The 17349-nt window shown below is 44.1% G+C and carries 15 protein-coding genes, 1 tRNA gene and 1 pseudogene; 13 read left to right on the top strand and 4 right to left on the bottom strand.

From position 1 onward, the window contains the following. A partial coding sequence (locus tag EWV66_RS12320; RefSeq protein WP_287108214.1) for a flagellar assembly protein H occupies positions 1-794 on the bottom strand: 794 nt, incomplete at its 3' end. A 4-nt stretch (positions 795-798) separates the two neighbouring features. Then, positions 799-2802 carry an excinuclease ABC subunit UvrB gene (gene uvrB / locus EWV66_RS12315; RefSeq protein WP_287108213.1) on the bottom strand — a complete coding sequence of 668 codons (2004 nt, stop codon included), beginning with the start codon at positions 2800-2802 and terminating at the stop codon, positions 799-801. Positions 2803-2994: 192 nt separating this feature from the next. Here uvrB and EWV66_RS12310 point away from each other — a divergent pair, with 192 nt between their 5' ends. The 4 genes from EWV66_RS12310 to EWV66_RS12295 all read left to right on the top strand — a co-directional run bounded on the left by EWV66_RS12310 (position 2995) and on the right by EWV66_RS12295 (position 5319). Then, on the top strand, positions 2995-3486 hold the full coding sequence (locus EWV66_RS12310; RefSeq protein ID WP_072923590.1) for a hypothetical protein: 492 nt from the start codon (positions 2995-2997) through the stop codon (positions 3484-3486). Positions 3487-3566: 80 nt separating this feature from the next. Continuing rightward, positions 3567-4319 carry a class I SAM-dependent methyltransferase gene (locus tag EWV66_RS12305; protein ID WP_287108211.1) on the top strand — a complete coding sequence of 251 codons (753 nt, stop codon included), beginning with the start codon at positions 3567-3569 and terminating at the stop codon, positions 4317-4319. 55 nt (positions 4320-4374) lie between these two features. Beyond that, positions 4375-4896: a hypothetical protein gene (locus EWV66_RS12300; RefSeq protein WP_287108210.1), complete on the top strand. Its 522-nt coding sequence runs from the start codon at positions 4375-4377 to the stop codon at positions 4894-4896. 24 nt (positions 4897-4920) lie between these two features. Then, positions 4921-5319 (top strand): hypothetical protein, encoded by a 399-nt coding sequence (locus EWV66_RS12295; RefSeq protein ID WP_287108209.1) that lies wholly within the window; start codon positions 4921-4923, stop codon positions 5317-5319. A gap of 12 nt (positions 5320-5331) precedes the next feature. Here the strand turns inward: EWV66_RS12295 and EWV66_RS12290 are convergent, their stop codons facing one another. Next, positions 5332-8445, bottom strand: coding sequence for a hybrid sensor histidine kinase/response regulator (locus EWV66_RS12290; protein WP_287108208.1), 3114 nt, complete (start codon positions 8443-8445; stop codon positions 5332-5334). Between the two features lie 106 nt (positions 8446-8551). Between EWV66_RS12290 and EWV66_RS12285 the strand changes: the two genes are divergently transcribed. After that, positions 8552-9214, top strand: a complete 663-nt coding sequence (locus tag EWV66_RS12285; RefSeq protein WP_002788937.1) for a class I SAM-dependent methyltransferase — start codon at positions 8552-8554, stop codon at positions 9212-9214. 103 nt (positions 9215-9317) lie between these two features. Here EWV66_RS12285 and EWV66_RS12280 read toward each other — a convergent pair. Next, positions 9318-9404: transfer RNA gene (locus tag EWV66_RS12280), tRNA-Ser, on the bottom strand. Positions 9405-9643: 239 nt separating this feature from the next. Here EWV66_RS12280 and EWV66_RS12275 point away from each other — a divergent pair. From EWV66_RS12275 to EWV66_RS12240, 8 genes and pseudogenes are all read left to right on the top strand, one after another. Further along, positions 9644-10585 carry a homogentisate phytyltransferase gene (locus tag EWV66_RS12275; RefSeq protein ID WP_002788939.1) on the top strand — a complete coding sequence of 314 codons (942 nt, stop codon included), beginning with the start codon at positions 9644-9646 and terminating at the stop codon, positions 10583-10585. Then, positions 10582-12828, top strand: a complete 2247-nt coding sequence (locus EWV66_RS12270; protein ID WP_052277009.1) for a hypothetical protein — start codon at positions 10582-10584, stop codon at positions 12826-12828. Before EWV66_RS12275 ends, EWV66_RS12270 begins: the two co-directional genes overlap by 4 nt. A 163-nt stretch (positions 12829-12991) precedes the next feature. Continuing rightward, positions 12992-13360, top strand: a complete 369-nt coding sequence (locus tag EWV66_RS12265; RefSeq protein WP_052277010.1) for a 2Fe-2S iron-sulfur cluster-binding protein — start codon at positions 12992-12994, stop codon at positions 13358-13360. A gap of 14 nt (positions 13361-13374) precedes the next feature. After that, positions 13375-14196, top strand: coding sequence for an inositol monophosphatase family protein (locus EWV66_RS12260; protein WP_052277011.1), 822 nt, complete (start codon positions 13375-13377; stop codon positions 14194-14196). A 32-nt stretch (positions 14197-14228) separates the two neighbouring features. After that, positions 14229-15170 carry a J domain-containing protein gene (locus EWV66_RS12255; RefSeq protein ID WP_287108205.1) on the top strand — a complete coding sequence of 314 codons (942 nt, stop codon included), beginning with the start codon at positions 14229-14231 and terminating at the stop codon, positions 15168-15170. Positions 15171-15707: 537 nt separating this feature from the next. Then, positions 15708-16184, top strand: coding sequence for a YbjN domain-containing protein (locus EWV66_RS12250; RefSeq protein ID WP_012266813.1), 477 nt, complete (start codon positions 15708-15710; stop codon positions 16182-16184). Beyond that, complete coding sequence (locus EWV66_RS12245; protein ID WP_052277013.1) at positions 16147-16908, top strand: lipoate--protein ligase family protein; 762 nt, start codon at positions 16147-16149, stop codon at positions 16906-16908. Before EWV66_RS12250 ends, EWV66_RS12245 begins: the two co-directional genes overlap by 38 nt. Positions 16909-17233: 325 nt before the next feature. Beyond that, positions 17234-17349, top strand: a pseudogene (locus EWV66_RS12240) (photosystem II D2 protein (photosystem q(a) protein)); the annotation flags it as partial.

Raw genomic sequence — 17349 nt, 5'->3', positions numbered from 1 at the left:
TGTTGAAGACCTTGTTGAAGACCTTGTTGAAGACCCTGTTGAAGACCCTGTTGAAGACCCTGTTGAAGACCCTGTTGACGGCCAGCATCCAGTTCTTCCTGAAGACGGGAAGTGTATAAAGGTGATAATCTCATAATTAACTCTCTGTCCTCCTGTTCAAGCTCTTGATCGTTAGTTAAAGAAGTTCTCAAGTTTAATAATAATTCTAGAGCATTTACCCGAAAAGGATGATCCTCTGGTAACGATTCTAGCTCATCGATCGCCCTTGCTTGTACTTTTCCCCGGCCTAAAATTCTTAACCAGAGAGTTGCTTCTGTTGGGGGTAATTGATGGATAACGGTGATTGCCGTGCGTAAAGAGGGAGCTAAAAAATAGATACCTTTCCCCCAATTCTCCTCATCTAATTTAGCTCCGAATCCTCCTAACAGTTGCGAGGAAGCGGTGGGAGTCAAAATCCAGAGACGGGGGATTTCTGCCTCGTTAACATTCGTTTTCTGACGATTTGCTTGACGATTAATTTCTCCTTCCACTTCCAACAGTTTTAACAGACAAGTCCTAATTTCTGTAGCAGTGACAGGATTGCGAAAGGGTTCAAATAAACAGGGATTAATCGCCATTTTTCCCAGTAATCCTAGCAGTTCTCTCGGATTATTATCGAGCATCTGGGGTGAAAACCAGACATCGATTTCTCGTACTTCTCCTCGTACAACCCGTGCCGATTTTACTTCTCCCAGAGAAGATAATAATTCTTCGAGATAATCTTTGGCAAACTGGTCATGAATAAATCTAGTCATAGGTTTATCTAACATGATTTAATAACTTATCTCGTAATTGCTTAATCCGATCACGATATTTAGCTGCTGACTCGAATTCTAGATTTTTCGCCGCTTCTTTCATTTGCGCTTCTAGTTGTTGAATTAACTCGGGAATTTGTTCCAAAGAAAGCTCTTCTATATTCTCACAAACCTGATCTAATTGTTGGGAATTTAGACGACGGGAAATATCCAGAAAAGCTAAAATTGAATTACTCGACCTTTTAACAATCGGTTGCGGAATAATCCCATGTTTCTGGTTATATTCCTCTTGAATAGCGCGCCGTCTCTTAGTTTCTTCGATCGCATTAATCATACTATCCGTGAGATTATCTCCGTAAAGAATTGCCTGACCGCGAATATGACGAGCGGCCCTGCCGATAGTTTGAATTAAAGAGCGGGTAGCCCTTAAAAATCCTTCCTTATCTGCGTCTAAAATCGCCACTAAAGACACTTCCGGCAGGTCTAACCCCTCGCGAAGCAAATTCACCCCGATCAGCACGTCAAAGACCCCTTCTCGCAGGTCTTGAATAATTTCAATCCGTTGAATTGATTGAATTTCCGAATGTAGATATCTAACTTTAATTCCCCTTTCTTGCAAGTATTCGGTTAAATCTTCGGCCATGCGTTTAGTTAAAGTGGTAATCAAAACCCGTTCATTTAACCGCACTCGATCTTTAATTTCCCCTAATAAATCATCCACTTGTCCCTCGGTTGGTCGCACAAAAATCTCCGGATCTAAAACTCCCGTCGGTCGGATAATTTGCTCAACAATGCGATTTTCTGACTGTTCTAATTCCCAATCTCCTGGAGTGGCCGAAACAAAAATACATTGATTAACTTTCTGCCAAAATTCTTCCGACTTCAAAGGACGATTATCCGCAGCACTGGGTAAACGAAACCCGTGATCGATCAAAACTTTTTTTCGTGATTGATCGCCATTATACATCCCGCGAATTTGCGGCACACTAACATGAGATTCATCCACAACTAATAACCAATCTTGGGGAAAATAATCCACCAAACATTCCGGCGGTTCCCCCGCTAATCTACCCGCTAAATGCCGCGAATAATTTTCTACGCCATTACAATAACCCACTTCCTGCAACATTTCTAAATCATAACGAGTCCGTTGGTCTAAACGTTGCGCTTCCAGTAATTTGCCCGCTTTTTCTAACTCCAATAAACGGTTATCTAACTCGGTTTTAATATCCCGACAAGCCACCTCTAAACGCTCCTCCGGGGTAACAAAGTGACGGGCCGGATAAATACTAATTCGCTCTAATTTTTGCAAAACTTCCCCCGTCAGGGGATCGAGATAACGAATACTTTCAATCTCATCGCCAAAAAAATCAATTTTAATAACCCGATCCTCGTAAGCGGGAACAATTTCCAAAATATCGCCCTTCAGACGAAAACGACCGCGAGTTAACTCCAAATCATTGCGATTGTACTGCACTGACACCAAGGCCCGTAATAATTGCCTTTGGTCGAACTCTTGACCAACTGTTAAGGAAATCGCCGCTTTTAGGTATTCCGCAGGCATTCCTAAACCATAAATACAACTAATGGAAGCGACGACGATCACATCCCTGCGTTCAAACAGCGATCGCGTGGCCGAATGGCGCAGCATATCGATCTCATCATTAATCGAAGAACTCTTTTCGATATAGGTATCGCTGACGGGAATATAAGCCTCCGGTTGATAGTAGTCGTAATAGCTGATAAAGTATTCCACGGCGTTATTGGGGAAAAATTGCCGCAATTCGTTGCATAATTGGGCCGCCAGGGTCTTATTATGGGCAAGGACGAGGGTAGGCCTGCCGATTTTCTCGATCACAGCGGCAATGGTGAAGGTTTTGCCGGTGCCGGTTGCCCCTAGGAGGGTTTGGAAACGATGCTGGTTTTGCAGGGAATCTACCAATTTATTGATCGCTGCCGGTTGATCCCCGGTGGGTTGAAAGGGTGCTTGTAGTTGAAAAGCGGTCATTAGCGGCTAGGTGTAGAGAACAGGCAAAATAAATTATCAATCAAATTACCAACACTGATAGGGTTTTGGGGAAAGAAAGATGTATCTTAATATTAGAGAGGATTTTAAAAAAAGATTAAAAGTCTTCGAGAATACCCTAAACTTAAATCTTATCGTTTCCCCGAAGCTATTAACGGAAAGGAGTATCAGGTTATGACGGTGGAAAATCTAGAAACGAACGGGACTCAAACCCCAGCAACCACAGAAGAAAAGACCAGCAGCTCACGCGGTAAAGCTACTACAGCTAAAACCGCCAAGGATAAAGAAGTGGTCGCCCTTTCGGTGAAAAACAACGCTGAATCGGCTTCCAACGCCTTAAAATTCTATCAACCTGAACATCGCTTACCCGAAAATCGTCCTGTTGGTACTAGCCATCTTCACTTCACGGAAGATGAAATGTTACCCGGGGGCCGTCCCGTGGAAGTTAGCCATCTGAAAGTGGTTAGTACCTATTCTTCCGTCGGGAGCGCTCGTCCAGTGGTCTCCAGTGGTATGGAAGTTAGCAGCACTCTGGCGATCTCTGGCAATCGTCCGATCGCTCTTAGTCATCTGCACATTAGCGAAACCTATACAGTCATGGGTAATCGTCCCGTTGCTTCCAATGAAATCGATGATCCCGAAACTTTAATGGGATTTTTGGATTAATTGTTTTGTTGATCAAGATGGATTTTTTCCCTGTCCCGGACAGGGAATTTATTTTTTCTAGCCCACCATTTTTAATCCCGATGCTGTTTAAGCAAAAATTTTTCTTAATTGTCTCGTTTCTAATAGTGGTTTTTTGCGGTTTCGGATTATTAAATCTTACCTACGATGCTTCAGTTTTAGCACCGCAGCAATATTATCAGATTCGATCGCTTCATAGTCGCGATGGTATCGGTAAATTTTATCTAGGACGGGAAATCGCTAAAGTCATGGGACACCAAGAAATGTTATGGTTAGAACGTCCTAGTCGCCGTTTCACAGAAAAACCCGATGATCTGATCACCGCACTACATTTAAAACCCACAGACCTGGTGGCAGATATCGGCGCGGGGACAGGTTATTTTAGTTTTCCTATGGCGAATTTAGTCGCACAAGTTTTCGCCGTCGATGTGCAACCGGAAATGTTAGGGGCAATTGATTTTTTAGCCGAGGAAAACCAAGTTAAGAATGTCACCACAATTCTCGCCACAGAAACCGATCCCAAATTGCCTATAAATGCGATCGATTTAGCTTTAATGGTCGATGCTTATCACGAGTTTTCCTCTCCCCGCGAGATGATGGAGAATCTGGTCAAATCCTTAAAACCCGATGGTAGGGTGGTATTAGTAGAATACCGTCGTGAAAATCCCCTGATTCCCATCAAGGCCCTTCATAAAATGACCCGCAGACAGGTAGAAAAAGAAATGGCCGCTATCGGTTTACTGCCAGAAGAAATCATCGAGACTTTGCCCCAACAACATTTAATGATTTTCCAAAAGGCTGGTTCTTCGGGTTAATTTTATCGGTCAGCTTGGGTATCATAAGATTATCTAGGCAAAGAGGTAGATAAAAATGGATATCGACGATCGAGTAGATTCTCTCTATAAACTAGCCAGAAATTATCCAGATAATCGGGAGTTACAAGAAGCTGTTGCTGTAATTAAGTCCCTGAGAAGCTCTCAAGGACAATATAAACGATGGAATCAGCAATATCGAGATGATAACAGTCATTTAAAAGACCAAATTGTTGAAATATCTGCCACTAATGTTGACCTGCAAAAAGAATTAGATTCTTTAACTTCAGAAATGCGGAATTTAACTGAAGAAACAGCCAAAATTACGGCGGAGAGAGAGAAAGTTATTGCTGAATTAAAGCAGATCGAAATGGAAGTAAAAGTGGCGGCCCATAATGTCCGTAGTACCAAGTCTGTATATGGAAAGCTAACTATTTTATGGACTTTAGTGAAATCTCTATTTCTCGATGATAACTGGGAAGATTTTGGTTCGATAGATAATAACTTGCCCTCCGATCCTGACCGGCCACAAATGGGGAGTGGTCAGTCAAATATCAACAAATCTTTGCTAGATAAATAAATCAGTTAAGGAGTAAAATCAATCATGTCTAGAATCAGTAAATTAATTGCTAACCTAGAAGATTTGCACCAGCAGGAGCTAAAAAATGCCGCCCAAGTTTACGGAATTACGGCCACTTTGACTGTCCGCTTGCAAGAAGTTTTAAATAGTTTAAGCGAGCATAATTTGAATATTGCCCATAAGTCTTTGCCTGAAGGAAATTTAACTAAAGATGATATTATCTCCCTTTACGGTAACTATAATAATGCCTATAAAGCCTATAAAGAAGCCTACAATATTAAATGCTCAAAGGGATGGGAGGCATTTTTGCAAGCGATTCATGGTTTAAAACCTCCCGGTCCTTCTCTTAGTTTAGAGCAGCGCGTCGAACAGTTAGAGACAACGGTAAAAACCTTAGTGGAAATTCTCCTCGATAAAACTTAACTCCAACTGAACTTAATCCGCGGGACTTTGTTTTTGGATTAACACCTCACCAGCGATTAAACGTTGGGCTGCCGACAGTAAAACATCCTCAATATAGGGCTTGACAAAATAACCTTTTGCCCCTTTAGCGGCGGCGAGATGCTGCATTTTTTGCGACCCTCGCGAGGTAATCATCGCTACTGGTATCCCCTGAAGTTGTTCATCCTTTTGCAGACGAGAGAGCAATTCTAACCCATTCAGGCGAGGCATTTCGAGATCGCAGAGAATCAGATCACAAGCTAATCCAGCCCGTAATTTTTCCCATGCTTCTAAACCGTCTCGGGCCTTTTCAATGCGATAACCAGCTTTAACCAAAGAAATCGCTAACATTTCCCGCGCCGTTACCGAATCATCGACAATCAAGACCCGAGGAGTCGATTGTGCAAAGAAATTAGCGGGATTACTGTCAATAATCGTTGCATCGGGGGATAAAGGCTGATTAAGAGTCGCTTTAATACTATTAGCTAGTAACACTTCCCCCGCAATCATTCTTTCAGCCGCCGAGAGTAAATCTCTTTCCGTGTAGGGCTTGGTAAAATAACCACTAGCTCCTAATGTCGCCGCCACCTGACGATGACGTTCCGCTCCTCGGGAAGTCAATAAAGCCACGGGAATCGACGCTAATCGGGGGTCTTTTCGCAAATTATAGAGTAATTCTAGGCCATTCATGCGGGGCATCTCGATATCGCAGAAAACGATATCACAGGGCAAACCGCTGCGTAATTTTTCCCAAGCTTCTTGACCATCCCGGGCCTGTTCCACACGATAACCGGCTTTACTAAAGCTTAAAGAGAGCAATTCCAGGACAGTAATCGAATCATCGACAATCAGAACCATAGCCTCCGATTTTTGGCTAGTTTCCACCGCTACGGGAGGGACAGGTTGGCGCCAAAGACCACCGTTATCGGTACGCAGACGACCCCTGGCGATGTCAATTAACTCTAACACATCGCCGATCGGCATCACCGTACCATCCCCCAAAACCGTCGCCCCAGCAATCCCAGCCGTTTTCGGAATCGGTCCTTCGATCTGTTTGATGACGATTTCCAGTTCACCGATCACTTGATCCACCTGTACTGCGAGGAGATTATTACCACCGCGCAGGATCACGATCGAAAAAGAGTCTTCCTCCTGTTTGCCAGTATAAAAACTACCGCGACTTAGTTGCCGATTGTAGGAAAGCAATTCGCTCAAGGGTTGGAAGGGTAGTAAAGTATTTTGCCAGAAAACGCAGCGCCGTCCCTCCCGATCGATTTGCATCTCGCTGGCCCGGAAATCCTTCATATCTTCCACTCCGTCCATAGAGAAACCGATGCGCGCATGATTACTAACACAACAGAGGGCCTTACAGATAGTCAGGGTTAGGGGTAAACGGAGCGTAAAAGTGCTTCCTTTGCCCAGTACCGAGTCAATAGTAACGGTCCCGCGCACATCGATTAAACTGGTCCGCACCACATCTAAACCCACCCCACGACCGGAAAAATCATCGGCCTGATCTTTGGTACTAAAACCGGGGTGAAAGAGGAGTTCATAGACTTCTTGGGGACTGAGGTGTTCAGCTTCCTGAGCGCCGATCAGGCCTTTTTTGATCGCCTTGCCTTTCACCTGATCAGCATCAATACCGGCCCCATCATCACTAACGGTGATCACGGTTTGATTACCCTGTAGGAATGCCCCCACAGAGATGGTACCGAGGGCGGGTTTCCCTTTGGCCAGGCGTTCTTGGGGTGATTCAATGCCGTGGGTGATCGCATTGTTGACCAAATGGGTCATGGGACTATTGAGATGTTCGAGGATCATCTTATCGATGAGAACATCACCCCCTTCCACTTTTAATTTGGCTTGTTTATCGAGTTTCAGGGAAATATCCCGAATTGCCCGGGGTAGGCGATCGGCAGTTTGACTAAAGGGAACCATGCGCGATTTGGTCATCCCTTCCTGTAGTTGAGTGGTGGCCTGTCGCAGACTGTGCGTCACCTGATCGGTTTCATCGACGACAAATTGAAGATCAGAGGCCGATTCTCGCACTCGTACGATCAATTCGATCATCTCTTGGGATAATAAATGGAAATCGGTAAAACGGTCGATCTCTAGGGCATCTAGTTGACCGTCCATGGACGAATCCCCCTGATTTTCTCCCTGAACTCTACCGTAACCGATGGCACCACCGTAATTGCGACTAGCCAGTAAAGCCCCTTCTAGGAGGCTTCTTTCATAGAGATCCTGCATCCGAATGCCCACATCCCCCAGATGTTGGACGCAGGTTAGCAAATTATCTAAAAAGAGACGCAGGCGATCCTGTTCCTCTTCCAGGCGATTGCGTTTAACCACCAGTTCCCCGATCAGATTGCTGAGGTTATCCAATTGTTTGATCGGCACCCGCATCGTCTGTTCAAAAGCTTTACTGACAAGGGGACGCAGGTTTTTTGACCCGACTGGTGAACTGACACTGGCCGCCGGATTTGCTGCCATCACCTGATTGGTTTCTTCGAGGAGTTTTTCTAAATCCTTGAATTCATCCTCTAGGAGGCTTTCTGGGGCAATTTCCAGTGATTCTAACCCTGTCAGAGGTTCCACCGCCGCCACCGGGTCCACTGCTGGGGATTCCCAGAGAAGGACCTCTAGGGATTCAAAGATGTCTGGTAGTGGCGGTTGCGCCGGTGGCGTGGGTTTTTCCAGAAAAGCTTCTAAGTCTTCGAGGCTGTCGTAAAAATTAGGGTGGCTGATGGCTATAATTGCTTCTGAGTCTGGAACTGCTGCATCTTCTAGCAGCAGAGATGCGAGATCATCCCCATCTTCCAGTTCCGCCTTGGCAGCTGGCTCACGGGTAGAATAAAGATTATTAGTCGGGGCATCTTTCCAATTGATGCTATCGCCAAACAGTTCCTCTAATTCCCTTTCCGAGGTCAAGGAAGACGGGGTTTGGCTAAGAGAGTCCCCAGATCTGGCTGCTGGAGAGGGACTCTGCTCCAATAAAAAGCTGAGTTCGTCTAGAGCCTCATTACCGTCGGCGTCTTTGTCTTCTAAACTCTCTAACAACTGTTCGCTATCTTCGTTAAAGAGATGATCCGAGTCGGGTTTCATCATGATTTGCTTCCTGCCAAGTCTTCCTTTTTGGTTAACCAATACGGTCTCTCTAGCTTCAGATTACCCAGAATTTTACTCGATAACTCTATCCTTTAGCAATTTTTTTATGGCTAATCAAACTCTTGGACTCGATCAACAATTTTACTCCTATTATCAATCTATCTGTCTGCGAGAATCTCCGATTTTAGCTCAATTACGTCAAGAAACTGCCTCTCAACCCCTGGCAGTCATGCAGATTGCCCCCGAACAAGGTCAGTTTATGGCTTTTTTGGTACAGGCGATCGGGGCGAAAAAAGCCCTAGAAATAGGGGTTTTTACTGGTTATAGTTCTCTAGTGGTGGCCTTAGCTTTACCCCCAGAAGGCAAGCTGATCGCCTGTGATCTTAGCGAAGAATATACCAGTATAGCCCGCCGTTATTGGCAGCAGGCCGGTGTCGCCGCTAAAATCGATTTAAGAATTGCTCCGGCCCTGGAGACTTTAGATCAATTAATCGCCGGGGGAGAAGGTAATAGTTTTGATTTTGTCTTTATCGATGCCGATAAAAGTAATTATGATCCCTACTACGAACGGGCTTTACAATTGGTTAGAAGCGGCGGAATTATCGCTATCGATAATGTTTTTTGGTCGGGACGGGTAGCGGCGGCCGATAGCACCGATAATCGCACCAAAATTATCCGTTCACTTAATGCCAAAATTCAGCAGGATGAACGGGTCAATATCAGTATTATTCCTATTGGTGATGGGTTGACCCTGGCCATGAAAAAGTGAAGAAGTTGGCGAGATTAGAAAAGCTTTTGCTCTTGCGGAAACCACCCAGGACAACGCTACATCCTTTAAGCTCCTTAACGACAGCACTAAGTTATCAGTTCAACGGAGAGGGTGGGATTTGAACCCACGTTAGGTGTTACCCTAAAGCAGATTTCGAGTCTGCCGCATTCAACCACTCTGCCACCTCTCCACAGGGTTTGAGTCTGGATTATCATTTTAACAGATTACTTCCCCTAGTATTGATTTTTTTTGATAGACCTCTTGCATAATCTATTTTTGAGGGTTTAAAAACGTCAAAAATAAGGATTAAGTGGCATAAAATATCTAAATAGACCATTTAATCGATTATTATTCATTATTGATTCTCCTGACTACTGACGACCGACTCCTCAGCAACCATAACAATTTTTGATTTTTACCGGAGGTCTGATGAATCAAGCTCCTTTTCTTCCAGTTAACCATCCCCAGCCTAACTTTCTCCACTGGTTAGGGAGTCTCTGGAAATTTTCCCGTCCCCATACGATTATCGGCACTTCTTTAAGTGTTTTAAGTCTGTATTTAATTGCTTTAGGCAATATTAGCGATTTTTTTAGCCATTGGTCGGTTTTATTGCTCACTTGGACTGCTTGTCTTGCGGGTAATGTCTATATCGTCGGTTTAAATCAGTTGGAAGACATCGACATCGATAAAATCAATAAACCCCATCTTCCCCTCGCCAAGGGCGAATTTTCTCGGTTGACAGGCGGATTAATCGTGGGTTTTAGCGGTATTTTAGCAATTATACTGGCTTTTATCGGTGGTTTTTGGCTGTTAATCACCGTGGGGATTAGTTTACTCATCGGTACTGCCTATTCCTTGCCACCAGTGCGTTTAAAACGCTTTCCCCTCTGGTCCGCCTTCTGTATTTTTACCGTCCGGGGTGTCATCGTCAATTTAGGTCTTTTTCGCCACTACAACACAGTTATCAATCAAAATCAGTCTATCTATCCCTCGGTCTGGGTTTTAACAGCTTTTGTTCTTGTTTTCACCGTTGCGATCGCTATTTTCAAGGATGTTCCTGACCTAGAAGGCGATCGCATTTACCAAATTACCACTTTTACCCTGCTTCTCGGTCCTCAAAAAATCTTAACAATTTCCCTCTTGACAATTTCCCTATGTTATGCGGGGATGATTGCAGTCGGTCTCTTGGGGATAAACGGAATTAATTCTTCTCTGGCCATTGTCGCCCATCTGCTCCTACTTGTTCTTCTTTGGTGGCGTAGTCGCGGAGTAAATTTAGAAGATAAAAGCGAAATCAGCCAATTCTACCAATTTATTTGGAAATTATTCTTCCTAGAATACCTGATATTTCCCCTCGCTTGTTTAATATGAAAATATCTCCTTTTTTAGCGGCCATTCCCTTACTTTTGCTAGGTGGTACAAGCGCACCTAGTCAAGAAACCATCGATCCGCAATTATTAACCGGCAACCTTCGTTTAACCCTGAAAAATGGTGTTTGGAAACTGTGGCAAGATCAACCCGTTTATCAAAATCTTACCCTAGATTTAAGCTGTGATCACGCTGTTTGTCAGCCGTCGGTGTGGGGATACGCGCTCAAATTCAATAAAGAAGTGGATCACCAAGGTACGGTAAAAGCGATTAAATTAGACAATGCTTGGCGATTACAGGTGAAAATGAACATTCAAACTCACCCTTGGCAAGGGGAAGTCAGGGAAGCTATCTATAATATCGAAATTGTCCCCTACCAAGACCAACTTATCGGCAGTTATCAAGGCACTTTAGGGGGAAGAAGACTACAAAACCAAGTTAATGGCACAATTTCCCCTTTTTGGCCTAATCCTGTTCCTAATCACCAACCCCTACAACCGCGAGAACATCCCCGTTTAATCTTTCGCAAGTCAGAATTAACTAATCTCAGAGAAAAAGCGAAAACTCCCATCGGTCAAACTATTATCGCCCAATTAAACAACAGTTTACAAGAAAAAATTTATTACGATGGTTATGTGCCTAATGGGGGTTATCATGCCACAGGTCATTGTTTTTTAGCAATTTTAAATCAAGATAGAAAATCAGCAGAAATCGCCTGGGAAATTATCGAAAAAACCCGTAAAAATCGGGGAAGGAGAATCTTAGAACAAGCGCCAATTGTTGCTGGAGTCGCTCTCGCCTACGATCTTTGTTATGATCTTTGGGGAGAAAAGCGCCAACAGGAAATCACTCGCTGGTTATTCAGTGAAAGTAAAAAACTTCTCAGTGGTTTACCCAAAGATGGATGGAATGGAAACGCAGTTAGTAACTGGAATGCGCGGGCCAGAGGTGCGGCAGGATTAGCTAGTTTAGCGATTCTCAAAGAAGATGTACCACCCGATTCTCTCTATTCTCCCTCGGCACAGGTGGAAATGGCCAAACGTCACATCGAACGCTATTTTACCACAGCGATCGGCGATCGAGGATTTGGCACAGAAGGAGATTTATACACCACCGAACCCATGGTTCTCACTGTTTTTCCTTTTCTGCAAGGCTATCGAAATAGTCTCGGATTAGACTTAGTAACTGGTTCCTCGGCAGCCCAATTAATCCCCCATTATTTAACCAGAATTGTCCCTAAAAATGGTCAATTATTGATTCCTGCTTATGGCAGACATCAGATGTTTGTAGGGGTATCTTTATTAACTATCGGATTGGGAATTACCGATAAATCATGGCTACCAGCAATAAAATGGCGATTACAAGGTCAAGAGAAACAACTTTTTCACCCTCATTATCCCCATATTGCCCCTTTTCTTCTCGCTGGTTATCCATCTAATCTTACTTCCGAAAATCCCGAGCGCCAACTTTCCAGGGTTTTAGTTGATCAACAAAAGGGATTTTATGCTTTTCGTAATCGCTGGCAAAATGAAGAGGATTTTGTCGCTAGTATCTATCTCAAACAGCAACCTTTTGTGGGGGGATGGTCTTTTCCCGATGTCGCTAGTGTGAGAATTTGGGGATTAGGAGGACATTGGGCGAGTTTTGAGGGGTCAAAAGGCGACTGGAACTCGGAAAATACAGTTATTTTCCCGAAAACACCGCCTTGGCGACAGGCAAAACCGATATCTTTTCAATCTAGTCCCGATGGTTCGGGAGTAATTAGGTTAAAAACTGATAAAATCAGGGTTAAAGGGGCTGAACCACCCGCAGGAGTCGCTCTAGTTCGCTCTTTCGCCGTCGATTACAGTCTGTCCTCCGGTTCCCCCGGATTATTCGTCTTGATGGATAAATTATTAGGTAAAGTCGATCAACCAGAATTTATTAATAAAACTTGGGTGATGAATACCCAGGGAAATGTCATTCTAGGAAAAAATAGTTTTACTATCACTCAAAATGGGGCAAATATGCGGGGAACTTTTATCACTCCCGTGACTTTAAAAGTCGAGAAAACTAATACAGGTGAGCGCATTTTAGCCACGGGTAGCGAGGAGTTTTTTCTGGTGATGACCGTACAGAAAAGTCGTCCCCCAGCAGTTAAAATTATCGGTAAGGGATTAGATTCTATCGTACAAATTGGCTCCCAGGAAATCTCAATTATCGACGGTGCAGTTAGATTAAAAGAGATCAAGTTTCAAGAGCCATAAAAATTGGCAATTGAACCCAAAAAGTCAACAGTTGTCAAGGATAATTGTAAAGATGATGACTATTTTAGCAATTATTGATGATATAATTGATACGGCTGACTAAAATAGCCCCTAAATTTAGAACTATCTAGAATTGCATCTATAATTTCTGGCTAACTAAACTATGACTAAATATTATCAAATCACCGTTCACAATCGTCAGACCGGCGAAAAAATTACCACCACCGTTCCCGAGGATAACTATATACTGCAAAGTCTGGAAAAACAGGGTCATCAATTACCCTTTTCCTGTCGTAATGGAGCTTGTACCAGCTGCGCGGTCAGGGTATTATCGGGAGATATCCACCAACCAGAAGCGATCGGACTATCACCAGAATTAAAAGCCAGAGGTTATGCTTTACTTTGTGTCAGTTATGCTCGTGGCGATATGGAAGTAGCCACCCAAGACGAAGATGAAGTCTATGAATTGCAATTCGGTCGCTTTTTTGCCCGTGGAAAAGTGCGTTTTGGTTTACCCTTAGATGAAGAATAGATTAGGGATTAATCGTGCCAGATACCAGCAGCCAATTAGAAAAATACCTAGACATTGCCAGCGAAGCCGCCCTAGCGGCGGGAACAATTATCCTCGATAATTGGGGTAAAATTGAGAAAATAGAAGAAAAAGGACGATCGGGCGATTTAGTGACGGAAATAGATCGTCGAGCAGAAACAGAAATTCTCAAAATTATTGGCCGTCACTTTCCCAAACACGGGATTTTAGCGGAAGAATCGGGAAAACTGCCAGGGACGGATAGCGAGTATCTCTGGGCGATCGATCCTCTCGATGGAACCACCAACTATGCCCACGGTTATCCCGTATCCGTCGTCTCCATCGGACTACTGATCGCAGGGATAGCAGCAGTGGGAGTCATCTATAACCCCTTTAGAAAGGAACTATTTCGGGCTGCCAGGGGTTTGGGGGCAACCCTGAACCGTCGTCCCATCCATGTCTCCCGGACGAGTGAACTAGAAAAAAGTTTACTGGTGACGGGTTTTGCCTATGATCGCTGTCAAACCTCCGATAATAATTATGCCGAATTCTGTTATCTGACCCATCTGACCCAAGGAGTACGCCGCAGCGGTTCTGCTGCCAAAGACTTAACCGATGTGGCCTGTGGGCGCTTAGATGGTTATTGGGAACGAGGGATTAATCCCTGGGATCTGGCTGCGGGAATTATTCTGATCGAAGAAGCTGGCGGTAAAATTAGCGCCTACGATGAGAGTCCTTTTCTGATGGAAACGGGGCGAATTCTGGCCACTAACGGACACATTCACACCCCCTTAAGCCAGGCTCTGCAAAAAGCTGCCTCTTGGAGTTTTCAGTTTTAATGGGATTATCATTTTAGAGTAGGGTCTGCTGTATGCCTTTTCCAATTTCCCAGGGATTATTTCAATTTGATTTAATCGATCACTTCGCTGTTTTAGGAGTCTCGATCGATGCCGAACATGAGGCGATTCGCGAGCGTTACTTAAAAATCGCCTATAAACTTCACCCCGATACCTGTCGCCTTTACACCCCCGCCGAAAGGGAACAGGCTCATCAGTTACTCGCCAAATTAGTTAACCCCGCCTACGAACATCTGGGCCGCGACCTATCTCGGGAAGAATTACGCCTTGTTTTAACACAAATTGGCAAGGCAATGGCGAGGGATTCGGGTAAAATCACCATCAATAGCGAACCAGCTAGAAAACTAGCCCAGTCCACCGCTAACTATGAATTAGCCTATCAAAAAATCCTGCAATCTTTGGCGATCGATCAATATACCGCCCTGGAAAATACCTATCAGAAAATCGCCCAACTCAGTGAACTCAATCTGGTTTATCTGATGTTAACCGAAGGTCAGGGCAACAAGAAAACTACCCCGAAAGTCTTTATCTCCCAAGGCAATCCTCGCCAGTCCGAGTTAGTGGTCGCGGCTACCACCACGGCAGCCCCAGCTAAAGCCAAGGAATCGCCCTTAGAAGCCTATATTCGCCGCGCCCAAGCCTCTCTTGACCAAAATAACCCCGCCCAAGCTTTGCGAGAATTGCGCGATGCCCTACGGGAAGAACCAGATAATAGCATCTGTCACGCCCTGCTCGGTTTAGCCTACCTGCGACAAAATCAACTCTCCATGGCCCGGGTTCATATCAATCGCGCCTGGCAAGTCAGCCCCAAAGATGCGACGGTGATTAGGTGCAAACGGGAACTGGATAAAGTAGTTAATCCTAATACTGAAATGGAAGACCAGAAGGGACAAAAAAAGGAAGGGAATCCTAAGAGCGGTTTTTGGTCCCTATTTGGTGGTAAAAAGAATAACTAGCTCAAACCATAACGGTATAAGCCTGATACCAAATCGTCATTTTAACCCGCCTGTTACCCCACGCAGGTAACAGGAGAAAAGAAACGATCAGCCCGAGACTCAAGCTCAAACTAGACAGACAAAACAGCTTACCCTGATCAGTAAGTGGGTGGGTGGAATTAAATATAAGATGAACGTAGGTTGGGTTGAAGCATGAAACCCAACGCCCGCATAGTTTACGCTACCGCTAACCCATCCTACAAATAATTGTGCCTCCCTACTTAATAATAATTAAGCTTTTTGCTTAAGTTGACACCAATGACCGCCGGCGCCCAAAATGTCATTTATCTTCTGTCAAGTTGGGTTAGGTAAAATGAGAAAAAAGTTCTGAAACCCTTATATAGAGAATGGTTAAGCCGTTGTCTTTTCGCTGTTTACTGTTTGCTGTTTACTAATCACAGGAAAAAAGCTCCCCACTCGGCTCTTCTATGTCTGTTTTGTTACTTTTTTCTTTTCTCTTGGGATAAGATTGTGATCGATCGAGTTTAGGGAATTTTTATGACCACGGAAAGTTTAGCGACTTCAGAAGCAATAGAGTCAATGACCGATGAATTTCTGGCTAGTACGAGCAGTCACCAAGAAATGATTGAAATGGTTATTTCTACTCTGCAGCAGAATGATACTGCTATGGTACAACATACAGAAAAAGGTTATCTTTGGAAGTTTCAGTATGGTAGCGTTGAGGTATTTGTACAGTTAACTGGGGAAAGCGATGATGATTTTCTAACGGTGTGGTCTTCTGTCCTCAAATTACCCGTTAAGGATGAATTGGGATTAACTCGCAAGTTATTAGCGATGAATTGTGCCGAAACCTTTGAATCTCATTTTGCCATTATGAATGATCAGGTGGTGGTGATTTCTCAGCGTACGGTGGCCGATTTGTCTGCTGGGGAGATTTCGCGAGCAATTACTCTCGTGGCGACGGTAGCAGATAATAATGATGAAATGTTACGAGAATCCTTTGGTGGCAGCTAAAATTTGGCGTTATATCCCTCCAATTATCTCATCGGCAGAGAAACAAATGGCGATCGATTCTTGGTTACTAGAGCAACACCGTTGTGGTGATCATCCCCCGACTCTGCGTTTTTATCAATGGTCGCCCCCGGCTATTTCCTTGGGCTATCATCAACGGCAATATCCCGATTTTTGGCGTGATTTGACTTGGCAAGGTCAAAAAATCTCCCTAGTTCGTCGTCCTACCGGTGGACGGGCTGTACTACATCAGGGGGATTTGACTTATATGGTGATAAATTCGGGGATGAAGGGGAATATTAGGAAAGTTTACTGTCAAATCTGTCGATTTTTAATCACAGGCTGGCAAAATCTCGGTCTAGAATTGTCCTACGGTGCTGCCGGCCGGGGATATATCCATTCTGCTAACTGTTTCGGTACGGCTACTGGTGCGGATTTAGTCGATAATTGGGGAAATAAATTTATTGGGAGCGCGCAACTGCAACGGGGTTCCTCGGTTCTCCAACATGGTTCGATGGTGCTAGAGCAGGATAATTCGCTGTTTGAGCAAGTTTTCGCCAGTGCTGCCCCTCAAAAGCTCAATTTAGCCCCAGATTTGACCCTACAGACAATTATCGCTACCCTGAAAACCGCCGCCGAGAAATGCTTTGATTGTCAATTGCTAGAGCAACCCCTAGAGGATTGGGAATGGCGATCAATTAAAAAAATGAATATAAATACTCATTGACAAAAAAGTTTTTGTGTGCGTAAAAAATCAATTATGAGTTAAGTTGTATAGATTTGTAATTTTTTGCTAATAATAGTTAAAGGTAGATAGAGGCCGCAAGGAACCAAAGTCTTATCGAACTCGAAATTATTGTCTAGCTTGTGCTAGTTTAAGAAACGTTAATCTTTTACAGTTTGTGAGGATTAACGAGCGATCGCAGCTAGTTTAGTTAAGCTAATCCAGTCAATCGATCGCGCCATCTTATAAGACAATGGGAGTAATCCCAGACTCAAAAAAGTTAAGAAATCTTGCCCGTGATTTCAGTTAAGCAAGAGGAAAAATACCCATGACCATTGCTGTCGGACGCGCCCCAGAAAGAGGGCTGTTTGATGCTCTCGATGACTGGCTCAAAAGAGACCGTTTCGTCTTCATCGGTTGGTCTGGTTTACTACTCTTCCCCTG

Source organism: Microcystis sp. M_OC_Ca_00000000_C217Col, assembly GCF_007095585.1.
In the GTDB taxonomy this organism is placed as follows: Bacteria; Cyanobacteriota; Cyanobacteriia; order Cyanobacteriales; family Microcystaceae; genus Microcystis; species Microcystis panniformis.
This window is presented reverse-complemented; position numbering and strand designations above follow the sequence as displayed.